This window comes from Xylanibacter muris, assembly GCF_013166605.1.
GTDB classification, from domain to species: domain Bacteria; phylum Bacteroidota; class Bacteroidia; order Bacteroidales; family Bacteroidaceae; genus Prevotella; species Prevotella muris.
In genome coordinates, this window is record NZ_JABKKF010000001.1 from 205,377 (window position 1) to 228,891 (window position 23,515).

16 protein-coding genes and 1 pseudogene are annotated in these 23,515 nt (G+C 45.0%); 9 read left to right on the forward strand and 8 right to left on the reverse strand.

Features of this window, described 5'->3' with window-relative positions:
* Nucleotides 1-51 precede the first annotated feature (51 nt).
* The 6 genes from HPS56_RS00755 to HPS56_RS00780 all read left to right on the forward strand — a co-directional run bounded on the left by HPS56_RS00755 (nt 52) and on the right by HPS56_RS00780 (nt 7,185).
* On the forward strand, nt 52-804 hold the full coding sequence (locus tag HPS56_RS00755) for a hypothetical protein (RefSeq protein ID WP_172272367.1): 753 nt from the start codon (nt 52-54) through the stop codon (nt 802-804).
* Between the two features lie 12 nt (nt 805-816).
* Nucleotides 817-1,323 (forward strand): hypothetical protein, encoded by a 507-nt coding sequence (locus HPS56_RS00760; RefSeq protein WP_172272370.1) that lies wholly within the window; start codon nt 817-819, stop codon nt 1,321-1,323.
* Nucleotides 1,324-1,328: 5 nt separating this feature from the next.
* Nucleotides 1,329-2,051: a hypothetical protein gene (locus tag HPS56_RS00765; RefSeq protein ID WP_172272373.1), complete on the forward strand. Its 723-nt coding sequence runs from the start codon at nt 1,329-1,331 to the stop codon at nt 2,049-2,051.
* A gap of 208 nt (nt 2,052-2,259) precedes the next feature.
* Nucleotides 2,260-3,438, forward strand: a complete 1,179-nt coding sequence (gene glf, locus HPS56_RS00770) for a UDP-galactopyranose mutase (RefSeq protein WP_172272376.1) — start codon at nt 2,260-2,262, stop codon at nt 3,436-3,438.
* 438 nt (nt 3,439-3,876) lie between these two features.
* Entirely contained in the window at nt 3,877-6,360 is a 2,484-nt protein-coding gene (locus HPS56_RS13490; RefSeq protein WP_172272379.1) for a DEAD/DEAH box helicase, read from the forward strand.
* 273 nt (nt 6,361-6,633) lie between these two features.
* Complete coding sequence (locus tag HPS56_RS00780; protein WP_172272382.1) at nt 6,634-7,185, forward strand: beta-class carbonic anhydrase; 552 nt, start codon at nt 6,634-6,636, stop codon at nt 7,183-7,185.
* A gap of 126 nt (nt 7,186-7,311) precedes the next feature.
* Here the strand turns inward: HPS56_RS00780 and HPS56_RS00785 are convergent, their stop codons facing one another.
* The gene (locus HPS56_RS00785; RefSeq protein WP_172272385.1) at nt 7,312-8,313 is read right to left on the reverse strand and encodes an ABC transporter ATP-binding protein; all 1,002 of its coding nucleotides are present in this window, start codon (nt 8,311-8,313) and stop codon (nt 7,312-7,314) included.
* Nucleotides 8,310-9,476: a glycosyltransferase family 4 protein gene (locus HPS56_RS00790; protein WP_172272388.1), complete on the reverse strand. Its 1,167-nt coding sequence runs from the start codon at nt 9,474-9,476 to the stop codon at nt 8,310-8,312. Before HPS56_RS00790 ends, HPS56_RS00785 begins: the two co-directional genes overlap by 4 nt.
* 381 nt (nt 9,477-9,857) lie before the next feature.
* On the opposite strand from HPS56_RS00790, the gene HPS56_RS00795 reads away from it, so the two are divergent.
* A complete protein-coding gene (locus tag HPS56_RS00795) occupies nt 9,858-12,962 on the forward strand; it encodes a glycosyl hydrolase (RefSeq protein WP_172272391.1) in 3,105 nt (1,034 codons plus the stop codon).
* 493 nt (nt 12,963-13,455) lie between these two features.
* On the opposite strand, the gene rd is transcribed toward HPS56_RS00795, so the two are convergent.
* Nucleotides 13,456-13,620, reverse strand: a complete 165-nt coding sequence (gene rd, locus HPS56_RS00800) for a rubredoxin (protein ID WP_172272394.1) — start codon at nt 13,618-13,620, stop codon at nt 13,456-13,458.
* Between the two features lie 197 nt (nt 13,621-13,817).
* On the opposite strand from rd, the gene trpS reads away from it, so the two are divergent.
* On the forward strand, nt 13,818-14,906 hold the full coding sequence (gene trpS / locus HPS56_RS00805) for a tryptophan--tRNA ligase (RefSeq protein WP_172272397.1): 1,089 nt from the start codon (nt 13,818-13,820) through the stop codon (nt 14,904-14,906).
* Nucleotides 14,906-16,228 (forward strand): acetylxylan esterase, encoded by a 1,323-nt coding sequence (locus HPS56_RS00810; protein WP_369800257.1) that lies wholly within the window; start codon nt 14,906-14,908, stop codon nt 16,226-16,228. Before trpS ends, HPS56_RS00810 begins: the two co-directional genes overlap by 1 nt.
* Nucleotides 16,229-16,424: 196 nt before the next feature.
* On the opposite strand, the gene HPS56_RS00815 is transcribed toward HPS56_RS00810, so the two are convergent.
* The 5 genes and pseudogenes from HPS56_RS00815 to HPS56_RS00835 all read right to left on the reverse strand — a co-directional run bounded on the left by HPS56_RS00815 (nt 16,425) and on the right by HPS56_RS00835 (nt 23,280).
* Nucleotides 16,425-17,435 carry an ISAon1 family transposase gene (locus HPS56_RS00815; RefSeq protein WP_172272403.1) on the reverse strand — a complete coding sequence of 337 codons (1,011 nt, stop codon included), beginning with the start codon at nt 17,433-17,435 and terminating at the stop codon, nt 16,425-16,427.
* Nucleotides 17,401-17,782 (reverse strand): annotated as a pseudogene (locus tag HPS56_RS00820) (ISAon1 family transposase N-terminal region protein). The gene HPS56_RS00815 and the pseudogene HPS56_RS00820 overlap by 35 nt, the downstream one beginning before the upstream one ends.
* A 188-nt stretch (nt 17,783-17,970) precedes the next feature.
* Nucleotides 17,971-19,593, reverse strand: a complete 1,623-nt coding sequence (locus HPS56_RS00825) for a flotillin family protein (RefSeq protein WP_172272406.1) — start codon at nt 19,591-19,593, stop codon at nt 17,971-17,973.
* A gap of 17 nt (nt 19,594-19,610) precedes the next feature.
* Nucleotides 19,611-20,126, reverse strand: a complete 516-nt coding sequence (locus HPS56_RS00830) for a hypothetical protein (protein ID WP_172272409.1) — start codon at nt 20,124-20,126, stop codon at nt 19,611-19,613.
* A 10-nt stretch (nt 20,127-20,136) separates the two neighbouring features.
* Nucleotides 20,137-23,280, reverse strand: coding sequence for a glycoside hydrolase family 2 TIM barrel-domain containing protein (locus HPS56_RS00835; protein ID WP_172272412.1), 3,144 nt, complete (start codon nt 23,278-23,280; stop codon nt 20,137-20,139).
* Nucleotides 23,281-23,515: the final 235 nt, after the last annotated feature.

Consider the following 23,515-nt stretch of genomic DNA (forward strand, 5'->3'; position numbering starts at 1 on the left):
AAATAAAAACAGTATATTTGCAGGGAATTATACGTATTAACGGACAAATGTATGAAGCCAATAATATTCAATCAAAGAGTGACAGTATTCACCAATTCGTTTATTGGTTATTCTGATACGCGTAAAGATATAATCATTTCCAAATTGGGAAATATTGGGGAAGTGGGTGTGTTGCAGCCGAATTTTGTTATGGTTGGCCCCCAACAGATCATTTCTCCGAATCAGATACCTTTGAATGCTCCCTGGTTTGTTAGATATCGTGATATAAGGATAGAATTTCAGCCCAATAAAATAGATATTGTAAGTGGTTTGTTTATAAATACGGAAGAAGACGAAAAGAAACGTGTGAATGAATTGACAGAACTATTGAAGGGTATAAATGAAGCTATATCAATAGGCAGTATTACACGCATGGCGTATTCTCCTTCTTTGGGACTTGAAAGTGTTGATGATAATTCTATTGCCGGTTATTGGAATTCAATAATCGGAATACCGGATTTACCTAATTCTTACAAACAAGAAAAGGCGATAAGGTATAATGCTCCTTGTGAACAAGATTTAGGCATGCATCAGAGCCTAAAGATAAATAGAGTGGTTACAATAACAGAAGGACAACGGACGGAGGCAAAAACTAATCCGACAAATGGCAAAATTGAGAATAAGACAATAGAATGTGTGATTGTGTCTATTGATATTAATACGCATGGAATAGACGGGAATTATTCTATTGATGATGTAAATGCATTTTGTAGTAAAGCATTGACTTTGGAACGAGAGTTGATAGCCGTAATAAATAACAAATAAATTGTTTGGCAGATGAAAAGTACTATATATAGTATGGCATTGACTGCTACCACACTTACAACATCTCCTTTTATTGCAAGTGAGGGTTCGTCTATTCAAGGAGACACGTACCCCTATGATAGTTTTATTAAAAGTCAGGAAACTGTTACAAACCGAAATGTTGTTGACTACAGGCAATATCTGAACTCTATAATGATAATGCAATCGTTTCGTGAGAGATTGGCAGATAGAAACTGCTCCTTGATATCAGATGTAGAGCATGTTCTTTCTAAAATCAGTGAGAAATGCGGCTGTTTTGACATAAAGGAAGTATATGCAGACTATAGCCCATTGACCAATGCTATTCGTATAGATATGGTTATTGACAATGATTTTCTTCTTATTGTAAGAAAGAAGATTGAAAAAGGTGAAGACAATGGTATTGCTGTATCTTTGTCAAAAGGAGATGATGATTATCTTGTCGATTATCTCGATTTGGATTGTCTCACAGAAGAGGTAAATTATTGCATTAAAGGATAGATTGGATGTGCGAATACCCTATAAGAATTTTACCAAAGAAACAATATGTCAGGCGCATAAATGTAGATGATTTGCATACTAAATGCTTGAAGTCGCTTTTGGTAAGAAGATTGGATTTTGATGGAAATCCATTTCATTATATAGGTGGACGCAAACTATTGAATGAAGGGGTTGTTAGTGATGATGTATTAGATTGGTCGACAAACTTGCTCGGTGGAGAATTTAAAATAGAAGATATTTTATGGAAACAGAAGGGAGATGGAATTATAGAATGGAATGAGGAAGATGTCGATATTTGCGATTATGATGAATGTTATGAACAAATGGCACAAGCAAATAGTGTTTTCATAACTGTAAATTGTCTGCATAAGACTATTGTACCATATAGGAGAAAGTTTGGAAGTAAAGGTGATTTAGAACAGTATGCAGAAAAGACACATGATATTGATAAGGAAATTATTGAGCAATATCATGCTGGCTATGAGCCTGAATGTCATGCAACAGTTACCGTGGAACATAAGCCGACAAAGTTGAATTATTGGCACATGACAATAGAGATTACTCCACGAGATCTTACAGAACCAATGCCTCGTGACGGTAAAAAGAATAAAAGTGTGAAGAAGAGGGTAAAGGAAGCATTACATTTGCATATTATAAAAAACTTGATATGTGAGGAACCTCGTAATGTGGAGGATATCCCTAAAGTTTTATATCTAAAACAAGAGTAAGCTCACTTTTATTCTGTTTTCAAGAAGTGTCTCTTTTTTGATATCAAAATTTGAATTTTGTCTTGCGGATAGGACAAAATATTCGTAAATTTGTCCTACCGACAAAACAAAATGAATAATTTAACGTATGTTTATATATAATATCAATGAAAAGGCCTGGTAACAGGCAGAAAATAGTATTTTTGAATTAATAAAACTGATATAGGCAATGAAGAGATACGACTATCTGATTGTAGGAGCCGGACTGTTTGGAGCTGTGTTTGCGTATTGCGCACGAAAGGCAGGAAAAACATGTCTGGTGATAGACAAGCGTCCTCATCTTGGAGGAAATATATATTGTGAGAACATTGAGGGGATAAACGTGCATAAGTATGGGGCGCATATATTCCATACCTCAGATAAGGAGGTGTGGGATTTTGTAAACTCCATTGTGGAGTTTAACCGTTATACAAACTCGCCCGTGGCTAACTTCAAGGGGAAGCTGTATAACCTCCCTTTTAACATGAACACTTTCTACCAGATGTGGGGAGTCATGACACCGGATGAGGCAAAGGCAAGAATTGAAGAGCAGAAAGCCGAAGCTTTGGCCATGCTTGACGGACGCGAGCCGGCAAACCTTGAGGAACAGGCCCTGACGCTTGTGGGCAGGGATATTTATGAGCGTTTGATAAAGGGTTATACGGAGAAGCAGTGGGGACGCCCGTGCACGGAGCTTCCAGCCTTTATCATCAGGCGCCTTCCGGTGAGGATGGTGTTTGACAATAACTATTTCAACGACAGCTATCAGGGCATACCGATTGGGGGATACAACAAGCTTATAGACGGATTGCTTGAAGACACTGATACCATCATCAGCACGGATTTCTTTGAACTTAAGAGGCATGAGACAGTTGAGGATGACGGCACAAGGACAATTGCGTTTCCCGATGGATGCATGGAGGCTATAAATTATGACAGGCTCGTGTTTACCGGAAAGATAGACGAGTTCTATGATTACCGGTATGGCAAGCTGGAGTACCGTACGGTGCGTTTTGAGGAAGAGGTGCTTGATACACCGAATTATCAGGGGAATGCTGTTGTGAACTATACCGAGCGTGAGGTTCCGTATACACGTGTGATAGAGCATAAGCATTTCGAGATGTTCGGAGAGGAGATAGGGAAATGTACCAGAACAGTCATTTCAAAGGAATATTCTACAGAATGGACTGACGGCATGGAACCTTATTATCCGGTGAACAATGAAAGAAACAACCGGCTTTATCAGAAGTATAGGGAACTGGCCGACAAAGAGACAGACGTTATATTCGGCGGACGTCTTGCAGAGTATAAGTATTACGACATGGCTCCGATAGTGAAGAAAGTGCTGGCAATGTTCAAGCAGGCCTGATATAGCCTGTAAATACAAAGAATATGTATAAGGCGGACATTGTTGTTCCCGGCTGAATAATTATCACATCCTTCATATTCCGATTGTTTGTCGGGGTATGAAGGATGTTTGTTAAGTCCTTCTGACTCTTCCAAAAAGAAAAAGCCCCTCCAACCCGCCCCAAAGAAAGGGGAGGGTTGGAGGAAAATTCCGAATCTGCGATGTAGATAATACATACCATTATCTATTGAAAGGATGTTTTTCGCCTGAAATAGGCCAAAAACACATCCCTGATCTTTGATGAGTATCTTAAACCTAAACCGTTAATTATAGAGTGTAAGATCCTATGTACGGTTTGGGTTTAATACAAACACAATGAATAGTTTGGCTTAATTCATATCCAACTGTCACGGTGATGCCATGGTGTGTTCGGCATTGCCTGTTCCTTAATATATTCTTATGACTTCATCTATCCGTTTATATGATTATCAACGGCAGATGCTGCAACGTATTACCGAAGCTTTTGACACATATCGTTCGGTGATGGTGCAGATGCCGGCCGGTACGGGAAAGACACATCTGTTGGCCGGTGTTATATCAAAGGAGGTCGTTTCCGGGCAGGTTTGGGTTATTGCCCACCGCCGTGAGCTTGTGGCACAGATAGAGGACACCCTGCGGCGTTATGGAATGTATACGGATGACGGTACGGGGGTGCGCGTGATGTCGGTACAGTGGCTTTCACGTCATTGGGATGATGCAGGTGGGCCTCCCGAGCTTATAATCATTGATGAGGCTCACCATTCTCTGGCTGTTTCGTATAAGGAGTTGTGGCGTAGGTATCCGGACGTCAGGAAGCTTGGTGTTACCGCAACTCCGTGTAGGTTGAGGCGGCAGGGATTCACGGGATTGTATGAGGTGCTGCTTCAGTCGTGGAGCATCAACAGGTTTATTGCCGAAAGCCGCCTGTCGTTGTATGACTATATTTCGATACTTCCAGACAGCGATGACCAGAAGATTGTCGACTCATTGGAGAGGCGCGGGGCTGACGGTGACTTCTCTTTGAAGGAGATGAGCGCCAAGCTTGATGTCATGCCCACTATAGGAAGGCTTTTTGATACTGTAGAGAGATATGTTCCGAGCAGGAAGGGTATAGTGTATGCGATAGATATTGCCCATGCCTTGCATATTGCCGGGTATTATACAGCCCATGGCATTAATGCAGTGGAAATATCGAGTAAGACACCGGCTGCAAGGAGAAAGGAACTGACAGACGGCTTCAGGCGCGGAGATATTGACGTGCTGGTGAATGTGGATTTGTTCGGTGAAGGGTTTGACTGTCCGGATGTGGAGTTCATTCAGCTGGCGCGTCCTACATTATCGCTGTCAAAGTATCTGCAGCAGGTCGGACGCGGTATGAGGTCGGCTCAGGGGAAAAGCCACTGTACGATACTTGACAACGTGGGGCTTTACCGTCTGTTCGGACTGCCTTCGGCCGATCGCGACTGGCAGGCAATGTTTGAGGGACGTATGCCGGGGAAAGGTAAGGTGTCAAGGAATGGTGACAGCCTGCTGGTTCAGGCAATGGCTGTAGGCAGACAAAGGCAGGAGACGGATGATGAGCGCACGCGTATGGTTACGCTTCTCACCCATGAGAGCCATGAAGACAACATCATGGTGGACTATGGATACCGAGTTGTCGGGAATGTAGGTCGGATGGGGGTTGCTGGTCTTGACGGGACAGAGGTGCTGCCTTGTGTATATGATACGGTGGAGCTGTGCGGGCATGGACTGGCATTTGTGAGTTCCTCAGGAAAAACGGGAGTTGGCGGACTGTGGGTAGATCTTACAAATGGAATTACGTTTGCCAGACGTCCGGAAGTGATAAGGAAGGATTTTCTTGAATTGTGCAGTTCGGACGGCTTCAGGTTTTATCCCCGTGTCATGACGCGCATGATGACCGGTGATACATATATCACCAAGACTGCCGTTGAAGGCGAATGGGGGGTAGGTATAAGGTTTCGCAATCTGTATGTAGAGAGGCTGAATCCACGTAAGGTTTACATTTTTAAGGAGAAATATCGCGGCAGTAGTCTGTTTGAGGATGAACACGGAAGCCTTTTCTTTAAGCGGGATGAGTGTATGCCATTGGCTGTCATAACGGAACAGGAGTGGAAAATGATGAAGATGCAGAATGACACCGAGGCAGATGTGGAACGGCTGAGACTGGAAGAGTTTATCTGTGGAAGGAATTATAATGTGCGGGGAGTGTTCTTTGACGGAAATGAAAATATATGCGATTTTAATGAACGCTCTGACCTTCGTGTCACTCACTCTCCGGAGACCGGCCTTTATGGGCTTGGCAAGGTGTTGTCAGGAAAGGGAAAAGAGAGGCTTTTGATGTTGCTTGATGAACAGTGGGCGTATATTTCGCCTCCGGCTTTCGGTATACGGATATGCCGGAAACAGGACGGTAGGTATGTGGTGAAGGATGACGGGTATTATACTGATGACAATGTGATAGACCGTGAGTTTTATTTTGCCGGGTTTATGGACGGTGGCTTTCTGCATCTTGTAGAAGCCACGCCTGAAAAGGCTGAGTATTGGGTTGATTTGAAGACACAGTTCCGGCATGATTCCATACCGGTTGTAGAGAAAGCAGGATTTCTCGAGCTTGTGAATGAGGGGAAAATGTGTTTTGTCCGTAACCGTAAGCAGCTCCGTGGGTATCCGTTTGCCAGGGATGACATTAGAATGGGGGTCGGTGTATGTTTTATAGGGAAACGGATTGTTTTTCCGAAAGAGAAACTGTCTGTTTTCCGTATAGTGAACCGTTGTGCTGACAACCGCCATTATGTGATAACCGGAGGCGACGGGACGGCTTCACGCTTTTACGATATGTATTACGACGGTGAGCACGTTCCGAGCGTTGTCATGCGGAGATAATGGTGCCGCTATTTTGCCCGAGCGGCTCCTGACAGCATCACAGGAATATAAAAAATGTATAAAAACAGTGTTTGTGTCATATTTCAAACAGATATTCTCCGTATCTTTGTAATCAAATGAATAATGAATACACTGTAGCGATGATGTTTAATAAAATTGGAATAGAAAGGTTCAGAGGCATAGGAGATGTTTCCATTAGTGGCTCCAGGCAAATGTTATAGGAGTTGTTATGTCATAATATGTAGAATGTAATCCAAACTAAAATATACAGAAATGATAGATGAGATAATAAAGTATAACCGTGAGTTTGTTGCATCGGAAGGATATCGTAAGTTTGCAACTTCCAAATATCCTGATAAGCGTATTGCGATAGTCACCTGTATGGATACCCGTCTTGTTGAGCTGTTGCCTGCCGCTCTCGGAATAAAGAACGGTGACGTGAAACTGATAAAGAACGCAGGAGGAACAATCACAAATCCTTTTGACTCTACAATGCGTTCGCTTCTTGTGGCAGTGTATGAGTTGGGAGTTAACGAGATAATGGTGATAGGGCATACCGGTTGCGGTGTGCAGGGAATGAATGCCTCTGAGATGCTTCATATTATGCGTGAGCGCGGAGTGAGTGATGAGCATATCACGTTGATGCGGCATTGCGGCATAGACCTTGACAGCTGGCTGCATGGGTTTGAAGATACGGAGGAAGCCGTCCGTGAGACGGTTGATCTTATAAGGAATCATCCTCTTATGGCGGCTGATGTGAGGGTCGGAGGATATATAATAAATTCTGAGACAGGAGCGCTTGAAATAAAAGTGGGGGCAGTTTGATGAACTACCCCCATTTTTAATATCATAGCATTTTCAGACAATAATCATCAGTTGTGACAGGCATTCTCTGTTATAACGGAATACTGTCATAAATGGGAATACAATGAATGGTTTGATACGCCCTTATTATTTTATGGCTCTTGTCGTTTCGGCAATGCTGAAGTATGTCTTCTTTTCTGCGTTCGGACGTATTACGGTGAAGTAATTGCTGCCAATGTCTATCGTAATGCCGCATTGTTCATTATCGCGGTCAGTTGTTTCTATGGCATATCTGCGTAATGCTTTCCGCAGCATCTTTCCTGCTGTAGAGTCTGTCATTCCTGTTATGTGTATGGTCTGCGTTGTTGGGCGGTTGATACGGAAAATTCCTGTATCTGAGTCGAAGCAAACCCCTCGTCCGGCAAAGAACGATTCCAGGCTGCCGTCCAAGGCAAGGTCTTCGGGAGAGCCTGTGTGCATGTTGTTTTTACCGTTGGCGTTCATAAGCCATACGGTGTCCGCCATCTGCAGTGCAAGTTCAATATCGTGTGTGGAAAGAAATACGGTCTTTTCCGTATCGTGGCTTACGCGCTGCAGCAGTTCCATTGTTTCCACCTTGCTTGGATAGTCGAGAAATGCCGTCGGTTCGTCAAGATAGATTATCGGTGTCTGTTGTGCCAGCGCCTTTGCAATCATTACTTTTTGTCTTTCTCCATCGCTGAGTGAAGACACTTTACGGGTGATGATGCCGGTAATGCCCACCATTTCTGCGGCTTTGTCTATGATTTCTTCGTCTTCGTTTTTGAGCCTGCCCCAGAAGCCGGTGTACGGCATGCGTCCCATGGCTATCATTTCCCTTACTGTCATATTCGTCACTTCCGGTTTTTCTGTCAGTACCACGCTTATGAGCCGTGCTCTTTCATGTTCGGAATAGCTGTCGATGGCATGTCCGTTTATTATGATGTCACCGTCAAGTCTCGGCAGAAAGTATGACAGTGTGCGCAGAAGGGTGGATTTGCCTGTCCCGTTTTGGCCGAGCAGGCAGGTAAGTTCCCCTTTTCGTATTGTGGCACAGATATTTTCCGATACTGTTTTCGTGCTGTGTCTGTGGCGGTAACCGATGGAAAGATTTGTCAGTTCTACATTCATTTCAAAAGTTTTCTGTATACGTTCATCATGCATTCGGCAAGCTTGTCGTCCGTAAAGTTTTTAATGTATTCATATCCTTTTTCGGCCATTTCTTTTCTAAGTTTGCCGTCTTTCCATATTTTGGCAATGGCCACGGCCATTGCATGCGGATCATCAGGATCAGTGTATATGGAATATGGACCTCCGGCTTCCTCGAGGCATGACCCTGTGCATCCTATTGCCGGAACTCCGGCAGTGAGGGCCTCGAGCATCGGAATGCCAAACCCCTCAATCCGTGAGGGATATGTGAATACCGTGGCCATCCGATAGAATGCCGGCAGGTCGGTATATGTCACGTGGTGTCGGAAGATAAACCGGTCGGAAAGGCCGTTGTCTGACAGATATGCTTTAATCTTATCGAGATATTTTGTGGGTTTTCCTACGGCCACAACCTTTATTTCTTCGGCAATGCCGCTGTTTTCAGACTCATTGTTCCATGTCGTGATGTCGGCAATGGCTTGTGCCACAAGCATCAGATTCTTGCGTTCTTCGATGCTTCCTACGAATAGTACATATTTGTCCGGCAATGCGTATCTTTTCCTCACATCGTCAAGAGTCTCTTGTCTTATCGGTTGCCCGAACAGGGGATCGCATCCCTGATATACCACGGTTATCTTGCTTTCGGGAGTTCCGTAATAGCGGATAATCTCTTGTTTTGTGTATTTGCTTACAGCGATCACGTGGTCGGCCTTTAGGCATGCGCGGCGGAACTTACAGTCATATATCCACCTGTCTATAGGTTTGTAATATTCCGGTGTGTGCTTGAATATAAGGTCGTGTATGGTCACGATGCTTTTGCATCCGGATTTTTGTATGTTCAACGGCAGTTCGTTGCTCAGGCCGTGATAAATGTCTGTCTTTTCTGTCCGGATATCTGCGGTCATGCCCCATATTCTCCATACGGCACTCAGTTTGCGCCATATAGGATTGGCTGGAAAATGAAGGATAAGTTTTTTCACGGTTGGTATTTCGTGAAGAAACGGTGTGCGTGAGCGTTTGGGGATGAACAGATGATATTCGTGCGAAGGGAATCTCTCCGAGAGTATTCTTAGTACGAAACGGCTGTAGTTACCCAGTCCTGTGCGGTTCTGTGCCGCGCGCTTTGCATCGAATCCTATTTTCATCTGTTACGGTGTTTTTTTATTTTGATATGTGTGTGCAAAGATAGTATAAAAATATAAATCAGGCAATATTTTTATTCTTGCATTGCCGCTATGCTGTTCCATGTATGATTATATACACAACAATACAATAATATATACTTCAGTTATTTTTTTTCATTACTTTCCTCTAAAGAAAAATCATTTCTTTATTGCCGGTGTAAAAACTCATGCTTTTTATGTACTTTTGCATGAGATAAAATGATAGATGTGCCACAGTGTTGATTGTATACGTATTCTGTCAAATATAAAATAAACTGCAAGTTGAAAGCAGAGGCAAAATTCGTTTTTGATTATGCTGAGGCGAAGCGTTTCTTCAAAACAACGTGAAAATATAAAAAGAACATGAGGATATTATTATTGTTTTTCTATATCGCGATGGCGGCAAGTGCCGGTGCACAGAATGTAGACAAAATGTATGAAGAATTCATGCAAGTGCCTGATTCAACGCGTACAAAGGTATGGTGGTTCCACGGCGAGAACATTACAACGGAAGAAGGTATCACAGCTGATCTTGAGGCTTACAGGCAAGCCGGAGTAGGCGGTGTGGTTTATTACGATCAGCAGCATGGGCCTGGCACTCCTGATGCTGCACCGGCTATGAGTCAGGAGTGGTGGAGTATGTTGAAACTGTCGGCAAAGGAGGCTGCGCGTCTCGGACTGTCATTTGAGGTGAATATCTCCAATGGATACGTTTGCGGAGGGCCTTGGATAACACCGGAACTTGGCATGCAGGCCCTATACAGCCGAGACACCCTCGTGCATGGCGGGACACACTATACCGGTGATGTGCCAGTGCCTGACAGAAAGGATTGGCGCAGTGTTGCCGTGCTGGCCATACCGGTACGGAAAGGATATCATGAAACGGTGGAATGCCTGCCAAACGGATTTACCACAACTGCTCCGACAACAGTCTTGCTCGCTGCTTTCGACAAGCCGTTCACAGCACGTTCGCTGTCTTATCGTTCAAACGGCTACAGCAAAGGAGCACAGAGTATCATGAATGAGCCGTGTGATCCGCAGGACGACTTTTGCGGCAACAATTTCACGCTGTTGCCGCCACTTGGCGAATTGGAAGCCAGCAACGACAGCCTTACGTGGCATAAGGTAGCCACATTAAAACCATGTTATAGAATGCAGTCGTTGAGGAAAAACTTCACAATAAGCTTTCCGGCAACGGAGGGGCGGTTCTTTCGCCTGAACCTGCACGGATGGTGGAATGCCGATAACAAGACAATAGCTATGATTGGCGACAAGCCGGCAACAGGCGAACTGAAAATAATCAATGTCGAGTTGTCGGCACGTGCCGCTACATACGGGTGGGAGGAGCGTGCGGCATACTGCACGGAATATATACGTCATACGCAAACCCCGGACTACAACGGCAACGAGGTTGTAAGGCATGAGGATATTGTTAATATTACCGCAAGCGTGGATGCGCAGGGAAGACTGGACTGGCATGCACCAAAGGGAACAGACTGGAAGATAATACACTTCTTCTATGCACCGACAAGGGGACGCACAAAGCACGGGCGCAAGAACCTGCTCGGCCTGGAATGCGACAAGCTTAACGCGCATGCGGCGGAAATCCACTGGAACAACTATGCTGGGGTGATAATAGATTCGCTGAAGGCTGCCGGATATCCGCTGTCCGGAATATGTATGGACAGTCATGAGGCCGGAGCACAAAACTGGACACACGACTTTCCTGAACTGTTTCGCGGGAAATGTGGATACGACATCATTCCTTTTCTTCCTGCCATGCAGGGATATATAGTAAATTCTGTGGAGGAGACGGAAAGTTTCCTGCATGACCTGCGCAGGACAATTGCCGACGGCATTAACGACCGCTATTTTTCCACACTGCAGCGGATGGCCGCACAGGCAGGAGTGCATTTCACAGCACAGGCTATGGGAAACGGACAGAGTATCTGCTCCGACAATCTTGCGGCAAAAGGACGGGTGGAACGTCCGCAGGGGGAATTCTGGACACGGATGCACAACGGAGCATACGACATCAAAGAGGCGGCATCGGCGGCCAACATCTACAGAAAGCAGATAGCATCGGCAGAAGCATACACCGATTTCAACTACAACAACACACCGGGAGAAGTCAAGGACGAAACAGACATGGCTGCGGCATTTAGGGTGAATGAACTTGTGGTCTGCGCATCTGAATCACAGCCATGGGTGCATTCTCCCGGATCGTCCGGTCCGTTCAGAATAAATACGGGATATAACCGCGACTATGCCTTGAACAGGTGTAACCCCATGTGGCCGCTGTCGCGGGGATTTTGGGACTATCAGGCGCGCAACAGCTATATGATGAGACAGGGACGTCCTGTTGTTGACATCATAGTATATGCAGGAGACGAGGCTCCAATGAAACTGCTGGCACATAATTTGCCGGATATTCCGGAGGGCTACGACTTTGACGTCTGCTCTACAGACGGACTGATGCATCTTGACGCTTCGGCCTATCGTATGCTTGCCATAGAGAAAACAGCCGTGGTAAGCCCGGAATCAGAGAAGCGCATCGAACAGCTGAAAGAACAGGGACTGTGCGTGTTTGATAACCGCACTATGCCAGACAATGGCCTCAGACAAAAGCTTGACGAAGCCGGTATTTTACCGGATTTGGGAATCAGGAGTAGGGAAAGTGCCACCGACAGGGTGTTTTTTGCGCACCGGAAGACCGGTGAGGCCGACATATACTTTCTTGTGAACCATTCGAAGAGCCGTACATTTGCCGACACCGTGGCGTTACGGACCGGCTATCCTGAGGCAGAATGGTGGAGTGCAATTGACGGCTCACGATGCAAGCTTAATGCAATCAGCACGCCACACGGGCTGAAAGCAGTGTTGAGGATGCGTCCTGATGAGGCAGGGTTTATCGTGGCACGACGGAAAGCCGCTGCAGGATTGGAGGAATACGCCGGCCGGGCAGAGGAAACGGTGTCTTCAATAGAAGGTCCGTGGACTGTCACATTTGACACTCTTTTGGGAGGGCCGAAATTGCCGGTTGTCTTCAATGAGCTGACTGACTGGACCAAACATGAGAATCCAGACATAAAATACTTCTCTGGTCTCGCCAAATACGAGAAATCCATAAGATTCCGTATGCCCGGCAAAAAACAGGATACCGCATACAGGAAAAAACTTCTGCTGCGTCTCCCGGAAATAAAAGGTATCGCACGTGTTTACATAAACAATAAGGATGCCGGCACTGTATGGTGTACACCGTGGGAGGCGGATATTACAGGACTGATGAAAAACGGCCGGAATGATATACGTATCGAGGTCCGGAACTCGTTGGTCAACCGACTTGTTGGAGACAGTCTGCTTCCTGAACAGGAACGCCGAGTATGGATGTACACACAGCTGTACGACCGGAAGAGCCGGCTTGTGCCTTCCGGACTCATAGGCAGCATATTATTGGTGGAGAGGTAATGCATTTTTCCGTCTTTGCCACTGTTTATGTAATAAAAATTCGCAAACCGTTATCGCTTCATTGTTCGCATCTTTTATAAATCCTGTAACAGGCTTATATACAGTGTGTTAGTTGCAGACAAAAAGTGTGCCAAAATGAATGGCCTGTTCTCGCTTGATGAACAGGCTATTCATGGCTGATGAATATGCTATTCATTGAGCATGAACATGCCATTCATCGAAAGAGAATTTTACAAGTATCAAAAATGTAAATAGATTTTGATTTTTTCATTATACGTGAGTTTTTTGATAAATTAACAATGCTGTATATCTAAACATATTGGTTTTATGTTCTAAGACGTGTGATAAGTGCCATTGACACGTATCACACGTCTTGCCGTTTAATTATCATAAAAACCGCTGTATAATATCGCAAAGCGATGTCCATACGTCTGGCAGAGCCCGAGAAATATCATTGCCAATCAAGCTTGCCCAAAACGTTTTTTACGTATGCTCAGTCCTCCTCGGGTGTAAAGTCATCCTTGCCAACACCGCAAAGGGGGCATACCCAATCGTCTGCAATATCTTCAAAAGCTGTTCCGGGAGCAACGCCATTCTCTGGATCTCCAATTTCCGGGTCATAAACATAACCGCAGGTCTCGCAAATATACTTCTTCATAACTACCTGTATTTATAGATTAATAATATGTTTTGTCATCGCAAAAATAGCCGGTTTGTTTAAAAGCACAAAACAAATTAAGATTTTTATGTACAACATACTGTACGTTTATGAAAAATTTGTTTTTATCGGATAAAAGTACTACCTTTGTCGTTTAGATTATTAAGAACGAGAAATAATAGACATAATAGATAAAGATGGAGAAAGTGATTCTTACAGGCGACAGGCCTACAGGTAAATTGCATCTCGGACATTATATCGGCTCTTTGCGCCGTAGGGTTCTTTTGCAGAATGAAGGTGATTACAAGAAGATGTTTGTATTCATGGCAGACGTGCAGGCTCTTACCGACAATGCTGACAATCCGGAGAAAATACGTCAAAACCTTGTGGAGGTGGCTCTTGACTATCTTGCCGCCGGCCTTGACCCGGAGCGTTGCACGCTTTTTGTGCAGAGTCAGATACCGGAGCTTGCCGAGCTTACCACATACCTTATGAACCTCATCACTGTGTCGCGTGTTCAGCGTAATCCTACAGTAAAGACAGAGATTAAGATGCGTAACTTTGAGGCAAATATTCCTCTTGGCTTCTTCTGTTATCCGGTGAGCCAGGCAGCGGACATAACGCTGTTCAAGGCAACGACGGTGCCGGCAGGCGAGGATCAGGAGCCAATGCTTGAGGTGACGCGCGAGTTGGTGAGGCGTTTCAACCAGACATATTCAGAGGTGCTTGTGGAGCCGAATATCCTGTTGCCAGAGAATGCCACCGCCCGTCGTCTGCCAGGTACGGACGGAAAGGAAAAAATGAGTAAGAGCCTTGGAAACTGCATTTATCTGAGTGATTCGGCAGATGCGGTATGGCAGAAAGTGCGCTCGATGTATACAGACCCCGACCATCTGCGTGTGGATGACCCCGGAAAGGTTGAGGGAAACGCCGTATTCACCTATCTTGATGCTTTCAGTACAGACGATGATTTTGCCAATTTCTGGCCTGAGTACAAGAATCTTGATGAGTTGAAGGATCATTATCGTCGTGGCGGATTGGGTGATATGAAGTGCAAGAAGTTCCTTAACACGGTTATCAACAATATGCTTGAGCCGATGCGTGTCCGTCGTCATGAGTTTGAGCAGGACATTCCCGAGATTTTCAACATCCTGCGCAAGGGTAACGAAGCGGCGCGCGAAACCGCGGCCCAGACCATGGACGAGGTACGCAAGGCCATGCGCATAAACTATTTCGACGATACTGAGCTTATCCAGAGCCTCGCCGACAGGTTTGCTGGTAAATAATTATGAACATGGGAAGAAAATTATCAATAACAGCAATATTTTTTCTATTGCTTATTTCGGTAGCGGTATCTGCCGTTGAAAATTATCCATATAAAAGCGATTATCTATGGTATGCTGTGCCTGATCATAGTGATTGGCTATATAAAACAGGAGAGACTGCATATATAGATGTCATGTTTCTAAAATATGGCATACCGCAAAACGGTATGATTGAATATGAGATTGCTGATGACATATTGTCACCGGACGTTTACGGTAAGGCCGAATTGAAAAACGGGAAGGTACGTATAAAGGTCGGTACATCTGCGAAACCAGGTTTTCGTGATGTAAGGATGAAATTGAAACTTGACGGTACAACATACAGGCATCATGTGAAAATAGGTTTCTCACCTGAGAGAATATTACCATATACAAGCCTGCCGTCTGATTTCAATGATTGGTGGCAAGAGAATCTTAAAGAGAATGGAATGCTTCCGTTAAGCTATACTAAAGAGCTTTGCACATCGCTATGTACCGATCTTGTTGACTGTTATCTCATAAAGTTGAAAACAGACAAGAGTCATTATATGTATGGCTATCTGATGTGTCCGAAGAACATGAAAAAGGGCTGTCATCCTGTTGTGCTCAGTCCTCCGGGAGCAGGAATAAAGGCAATTCGTGATCCGCGTTCACGTAATTATTATCCTGAAAACGGATGTATAAGGTTTGTTGTGGAGATTCACGGCATAAATCCAAATGCTCCGGAAGAGGTTTATAACGATATACGCAGTGCTTTTGACGGAAGGGTTAAAGGCTATCTGTATCAAGGGCTTGACAGTCGTGAGCATTATTATATGAAACATGTATACCTTGGACTTGTGAAATGCATAGATTTACTTACCTCGCTTCCTGAATGGGACGGGAAGAATGTTGTAACCCTTGGTGGAAGCCAGGGAGGAGGTCTGGCGCTTGCTGTTGCCGGACTCGACAAAAGAGTCACCCATTGTGTTATAAACCATCCTGCTTTAAGCGATATGGCAAGAGGTAAGATAGGTGAGGCAAGCGGTTATCCGCATCCGTCAGAGAAGGAGGGACTGCTCACTGATAACCATGTAAAGACAATGGCGTATTATGATGCGGTGAATTTTGCACGTAACATATCCGCCAAGACATTTATGACATGGGGGTTCAATGACAATACATGTCCTCCAACGACAAGTTTTGCTGTGTGGAATATATTGAAATGTGATAAAGAGAAACTGGTTACACCAATTAATGAACATTGGACTTCTGACACCACAAACCGCTTGCAGCTTGATTGGATATTGAAAAATTTGAGATAGCGGACTGGGGCGGATGTTGTTTTGTCTTTATTATGAAGGCATGTGGCATAGGTGATTCCAAAGCCGGACATTGTACACATCGCAAAGCGATGTCCCTACTTGTGGATGGTTGCTCATCAAATTTATAGAAAACGTTGGACTTCTTCCCACTTTTTCTCACCATGGCAATGTTCAATCAAGCTTGATATTGCTCATTTTACGGCTCACCCGAAATTTCTTGGGGGTATGCATAAATCTTAGCCAGTCTAAAGAGGAAGAATTTCTCATCCACTACTCCTCTTAATGCGGTTCTGAACTGTTTGATTTTCGCGTTAAAGGATTCTGCCGCCGCATTAGAGGATCTTTTATTATAAAAGTTAAGGATATCATCATAATGCTCATAGAAGGTTGCTGCAATCACATTGAAAGCATGAAAGCCTGCCTCTTCCACTTTATTATACCATTTAGCCATACTCAATCTTGCCGCATCTTTGATTGTATTTTTGGCAAGAATCATTCTGAGTGAATGACATAATCCATACGCCTGTCCCAATTCCGGATATTCCTTAAAAAGAATTCTGGCTCTTTGTTTTTGTGCTGGAGTCCATTTTTCGGAGGATTTAAACAGCAGATGCCGGCTTCTTGCCAACAGTTCTTTCTTTGAATCTCCATTTTCATATCTCATAGGCACATATGATTCCCCTTTCTGCTTTGCTTCTTCCATCTCATCATTGGCTTCCTGGATTGCGTCCCAGCGGAGTTTGATACGCATTTCCTGCACTGCATCGCAAGCTAATTTCTGGATGTGGAACCGGTCTATTACACGAGATGCCTTGCGGAAACAGGAGCGGACTATTTTACGCATTGAGTCCGATAAGTCAAGTGTCACTTCTTCTACGCTGTCCAACAGGTGTTCGGGAATATGGCGTAAAGCCGCTATGACCGTCTCTGACTTCGTCCCTGCAACAATGGCGACAAGGCACATCTCACGACCATGCCTGTCCCTGTTGGTCACTATTATATAAAGGTCGCCATTGGACAGGGAAGTCTCGTCAATAGCCAGATTAGGTCCAATGTTCCCAGGAAAGACAAGCCACTCTTCCGCATGGCTCAACTCTTCCCAATTACGATAACCGCTTAGCACATCCTTGTACTGCTTCTCAAAGGTAGATGCGTCAATATGATAGAAATCATCAAGCGTACGGCAGGTCACCGGGGATGTGTCCATACGTTTCTTTAAAAAAAAACCGCAAACTCCTTGGAGTAGCGGGTGCCTTCGGCGGCTATTTTAAGAGGTAGAATAAAACTCTTGCCGGTACGAATATCAACCCATTTACGGCGTCGGAGCAAAAGGATTACTTTGTGGTCGCGGATGGGGAAATCGGTGATGGAAACCGCAGGAATAAAACCTTTGGATTCAAAGTGGACATCATTACGTAATGTATCGTACATCTTTTCATCAAGATGAATGTAAATCTCGGTATCGGTACTTTCTACCTTACTTATATCAAACGAGGAAAGGACTTCGCTTGGTAGTACTATTTGAGCTAAAGATATTAATGCTGCTTCTGTCATATTGCAAAAGTAATCACTTTAAAGAATGTTACAAATAGTTATCCCCAAGAAATTTCGGGTGAGCCCATTTGGCTTTTAGTCTTAATTGCAATAAAAAAAACTGCATGGAGCGCAAACCGTTTGCGCTCCATGCAGTTTTTTAGTATAATGGAATATTTCAAACCGTCATGGAATTGACGGCAGTAATGTTATTTTTCTCCGGTAGTTTCATCCTTGCTGTCCGGATGAATTATTTTCTTTACCGTTTCACCTATTGGCAACTGGTCGAGCACACCGAGGCTTGGAGCCACGGTTTTCACAAGGCCGTTGAGGAAGTTGCCGGTAGTGCCTTCGCCTCCGTCGAATACGGTAACGTTGCCGAGCTGTATCTTTTCGAAAGCTTTTACCTGTTCGCCGGCTATTTCCTTCCACTGGTCAACCATCTTATACTGGATGGCTATCGACGGGTTGAGCTCTGCCGCCTTCACCATGGCCTCGAAACCGTCAGCCTCTGCCATCAACGACATTTTCTTACCCTCGGCTTCTGCCTCAAGCTTAAGTCTTATAGCCTTTGCCTCTGCTTCTGCCTGTGCGAGAGTGGCCTTTGCCCTTGCCTCTGCCTCGCGTATCATCTTTTCTGCAACGGCGTCTGCCTGGAGAATGGCCTCCTGCTTCGCAATTTCTGCCGGTACGATTTTTTCTGCTTTCAGCGATGATTCCACTTTCAGTGCCTTTGCCTCTTCCACCTCTTTCTGGGCTTTCTCGCGTGCGGTCTGTACCGCCGCCTCGGAGCGTGCAGTCGCCTCACCGGCTTCTTTGTCGGCGTTTGCCTGGGTCACAGACAACTGCGCATTGGACAGGGCGATCTCTTTCTGAGCCTCGTTGCGTCCGATGGCCGCCTTTTTCTTTGCGTCAGCCTGCTTTATTTCCATATCAGAGTTGAGTTCGGCTATGCGGCTTTCTTTCTCTGTATTGGCCTGTTCGACGTTGATGTTTTTCTGGGCTTCGGCCTTTGCCACCTGAGATTCTTTCTCGGCATTGGCTTTTGCCACCATTGCGATACGCTCCTTATCGGCTTCGGCCACGGATATTTCCTGTTCCTTGCGTGTGGTTGCGATGGCCACTTCCTGGTCTTTTCTTGTCACGGCAACGCTGGTTTCGCGTTCACGTATCTGGTTGGCAATCTTTATTGCTCCGAGTTTTTCCTGTTCCTCAATATTTGCCTGAGCTTCGTTCTGAGCCTTGCTTTCTGCCTCCTTACCGAGGTTTACTATATAGTTTGCCGCATCACGTATATCGCTGATGTTGATGTTCATCAGGTAGAGACCGAATTTGCGCAGCTCGGTATCGATGTTGTCCTTTACCTTGGAAAGGAATTTGTCGCGGTCAGAGTTCAGTTCCTCAATTGTCATGTCGGCAATCACCAGACGCATTTGTCCGTAGACAACATCGGTGATAAGGTTTTGCTTGTCTTCGTATGACAGTCCGAGCATACGTTCGGCTGCGTTCTGCATCACTTCCGGATCGGTGCTGATGGCTACGGTGATGGTCGTCGGTACATCCACACGGATATTCTGTGCGGACAATGCTCCTGTGAGCTTGCAGTCTATCTGCATAGGCTTCATGGAAAGGAATTCGTATCCTTGGATGATTGGCCATACGAAAGCCGCTCCTCCATGGTAAAGCTTTGCGGATTTGGCTCCGCCTGTCTTACCGTATACAACGAGTACCTCATCACTTTTACATTTGCGGTAGCGCGAGAGGATACCTATAAATGTAAGGATAACGACAACTACAAGAATTGCTGTAATAATTAAAATGTTCTGGTCCATAATTGTTATTTTTATCACTAACCTATGTAATAAGTATTGTTTTTGTAACCCTCTATAGTCACTTTTTCATTTGTGGCATAGTCTTTTTTTCCTGAGCCTGATACTACGTCGAGTTCCCTTATTGCTCCGTCACGTTCCGTATGTATTATATAGTTTCCGTTTCCGCGGTTTGCATATATATATCCGCTGCGTCCTACAAGCTGGTTTGCATTCTCCGGTTTTCTTATTTTCTGCAGACGGAAAGCCAGGATATACAGATACCATAGTATAAATACGAAGACTATGCCCACAAGGAATGCACCGATATATGACACCCATGATGCTCCTTGAATGAGGAAGCGTGTCCATCCGAAGCCTATCAGGAAATGTATAAGCCCCTTGAATGAGAACACGCTGCTAACGTCGGTATCGGCGGATGCATCCGAGTCTACGTCAACATCCACATCTCCGAAGAAAATGGAAATAACGAACTGCAGGAGAAACACGCCTGTAGATACAAGTGCAATGATGAGAAATATTCTGGAGGTATCCATTGTAGTATTTTTATTGTTTTGTTATAGGTTGTATGATGAAGCTGAAAGTCTTGTCGCCTTTTCCTACGCGGTATTGCGGCAATGCACGTGCTCCGTTGGCGCTCCAGCTGTCTATTCCTCCTACTCCGGCCTGCACCTTGTCGATACACATATTGGTGTATTCCGATTTGGGCACTTGCTGTATATGGCGTTGTTTTTTGTGCTCGCCTTCGTCAAGATCGCTGATTGCATAGTGGACTGCGCTTGCAGAGAACGGGGCTTCCGCCTCAATCTTGAATCCGAAGCCGTTGGCATCGGTCTGTTCCCACCAACGGATATCACACATATTTCCGCTTTCCTGCGGACGTATGTATGGGAAGAACATGCCGTCTGCAGTGTTTTTATATATGCCTATGAATTGTGATTCGCAGCGGTCAGAGTAGTTTTCTATCGGTCCTCTGCCGTAGTATCTGCTGTTGTCCATGTTATATGGAAGTTCCATAAGCATGCCGTACCTGAACATGTCGTAGTCTTTAATAGTCGAGTCGACCGTCATCTGCTGTGTAACGTGCAATGTTCCGTTGCTGTAAATCTCATATTCCAGTGTCAGCAGTGCCTTTACTTCCGGCATCTCATATTCTGCTGTCACTTTAGACTTCCCTTTGTCCGTCTTTATTGCCTTCAGTTCCATTTTCGGGTTTTTCCAGGCTTTGAATTTCCTTTGCAGACCGGCTCCCATATCATTGTCGGTCACGGCACGCCAGAAGTTGGGTCGCAGTGTTCCGCCTTTACCGAGAAGTTCCCTGCCTTTCACTGTGTATCGTCTGAGCAGTCCGTCTGTTTTTCTGAACTCCATACAGAAGTCATTGCCGTTAGAAACCCTCAGTATTCCGGTTTCCTTGTCGGTATTGAATGTGATGCCGTTGTTTTCCGATGGCGTGAATATGTTTCCCCATTCTTCGTTTTCCGACACTTTGAGCTGACGTCTTGCCACAATCTGTCCGGCTTCCATCAGCGGCTCTGCTTTTTTCAGTCTGAATTCTATGTTCAGCATCACTTCGTCGTCATCGTTTACTTTGGCAAGATCGTAAGGCAATGTTATGTTTGCAGTTTGTTGTGGTTCTATGCTCAGGTGTGTGTCTGTTCCGTTCTGGCGTTCCACACCGTTCACCAGTATTGCCCATGATATACATATATTGTCGAGGTTGCGGAATGAGTTCTCGTTATATACGCTTATTATGCCTTTCTTCAAATCTACCGGCTCTGCCCATATATTCTGATAGTAATAGCCCACTTCGTAAATCTGTGGCGACGGCTTGCGGTCGGTGGTAATGAGGCCGTTGCAGTTGAAGTTGTTGTCGCTCGGATCGTATGTGTTGTAGTCGCCTCCGTATTTGTCTATCTTTGTTCCTTTTGCGTCTGTTCCGTGTAGGGCCTGGTCAACGAAATCCCAGATGAATCCTCCCTGATATTTCGGATAGCGTCTTACCGCATCCCAATACTCCTTGAACCCTCCTGTTGAGTTGCCCATTGCATGGGAGTATTCGCATTGTATCAGAGGTTTGTTGTCTGAAGGTCTGTTGCTTTCGGCATAGTTTATGCATCCGGCCTGGCTCATATACATCGGGCAGAATATGTCGGTGTTCGCTCCGTTATGAGCCTGTTCGAATTGTACGGGTCTGCTTGGGTCGGCATTCTTGATCCACTTGTATGCTGCGGTGAAGTTTTGGCTGTCCGCCGTCTCATTGCCGAGTGACCATACAATCACGCTCGGATGATTGAAGTTTGATGCAACATTGTTTATGTTTCGTTCCAATATTTGTTTGGCAAATTTGGGCTTCTTTGCCTCGGATGTATTTTGGTATCCCAGACCGTGGGATTCCTGATTTGCCTCGGCGCATACATACAGTCCGTATTCGTCGCACAGTTCATACCATAGCGGATCGTCTGGATAGTGGCATGTGCGTACTGCGTTTATGTTGAACCGTTTCATTATCCTTATGTCCTCAATCATGCGTTCCCTACTGACGATGTATCCTCCGTCCGGATCCATCTCATGCCGGTTTACACCTTTTATATATATTGACTTGCCGTTCACGAGCAGTTGCGAACCGGATATTTCCACTTTCCTGAAACCTACCTTTTGCGGGATTACCTCTACAATTTTGTTTCCCTGCTTTACCGTTGTCGTCAGTGTATAGAGGTAAGGGGTCTCCGCTGTCCATGTGTTAGGCTTTTTTATATTCATCACGGTGTTTGTCTCGCTGCCGCTTCTTACGTTTGTGTTGAGTGATGCCACGATGTTTCCTGCGGCATCGGTAAGACGGTGCTCAATGCGTGGCTTTCCGGTCACTTTCATGCTTATCTTAAGTTCACCGTCGGTATAGTCGTCTGTCAGGTCGCCTGTGATGCGTATGTCGTCCACATGGGTCTTTTTGTTACGGCTGTACAGATAGCAGTCGCGTGCCACTCCGCTTAGTCTCCAGAAGTCCTGGTCTTCGCAATATGAGCCGTCACACCATCTGAACGTCTGGAATGCAATAAGGTTCTCACCCTTTTTTATATATGGGGTTATGTCAAACTCTGCCGCCACCTTGCTGTCTTCCGAATATCCTACATATCGTCCGTTGACCCATAAGTAGATGTTTGACGTCACGGAACCGAAATGTGCTATCACCTGTTTTCCGTTCCATGATTGCGGTATGTTTATTGTGCGCCTGTATGAGCCTACGTGATTGTCTTTTACCGGCACTTCGGGTGGATTTGTATTGAAGTGTCCGCGCCAGCCATAGCCCACATTGACGTATACCGGGTCGCCGTAGCCGTTCAGTTCCCATAATCCCGGTACCGGCATGGTTTTCCATTCGGAGTCGTTGTATTCGGTTTTGAAGAAGTCTGCGGGACGTTTGTCAGCGTCTGCTGCCCAGTCGAATTTCCAATCTCCGTTTAGTGTTATGTAATTCACCGATGCCGTCTTGTTGTTCTTTGCAGCTTTGTCCGATTCAAAGGCAAAGAAGTTTGTATGGTTCATAAGACGGTTTACCTGGTTCACGTCAAGATCGTGCCATTCGGTGAAGTTCGGTTTGTTGTTTGTCTGTGCATTCATATTGCCGGTAAACCAGCATGATGATGCCGTTGCTAAAAGAAATGCAGTCGATAAAAGTGTTTTTTTCATATAAATATATGATTATTATTGTTGATTGTATTATTTTGAGATTCCAAAATTAATGTTTAATATTGATAATTCCAAGCATTTGAAAGTTTTTCTTCTTTATTTTTCATAAAATCGTTTTGCTGTATCTTAATCATTATGGATGTCTTCAACGGATACGGATGTTGTCAGGCAGAATCTTATTCCTGCCGGAATAACAATAAAACAAGCAACAGTAATTTATGGCAGTGAATCTTGT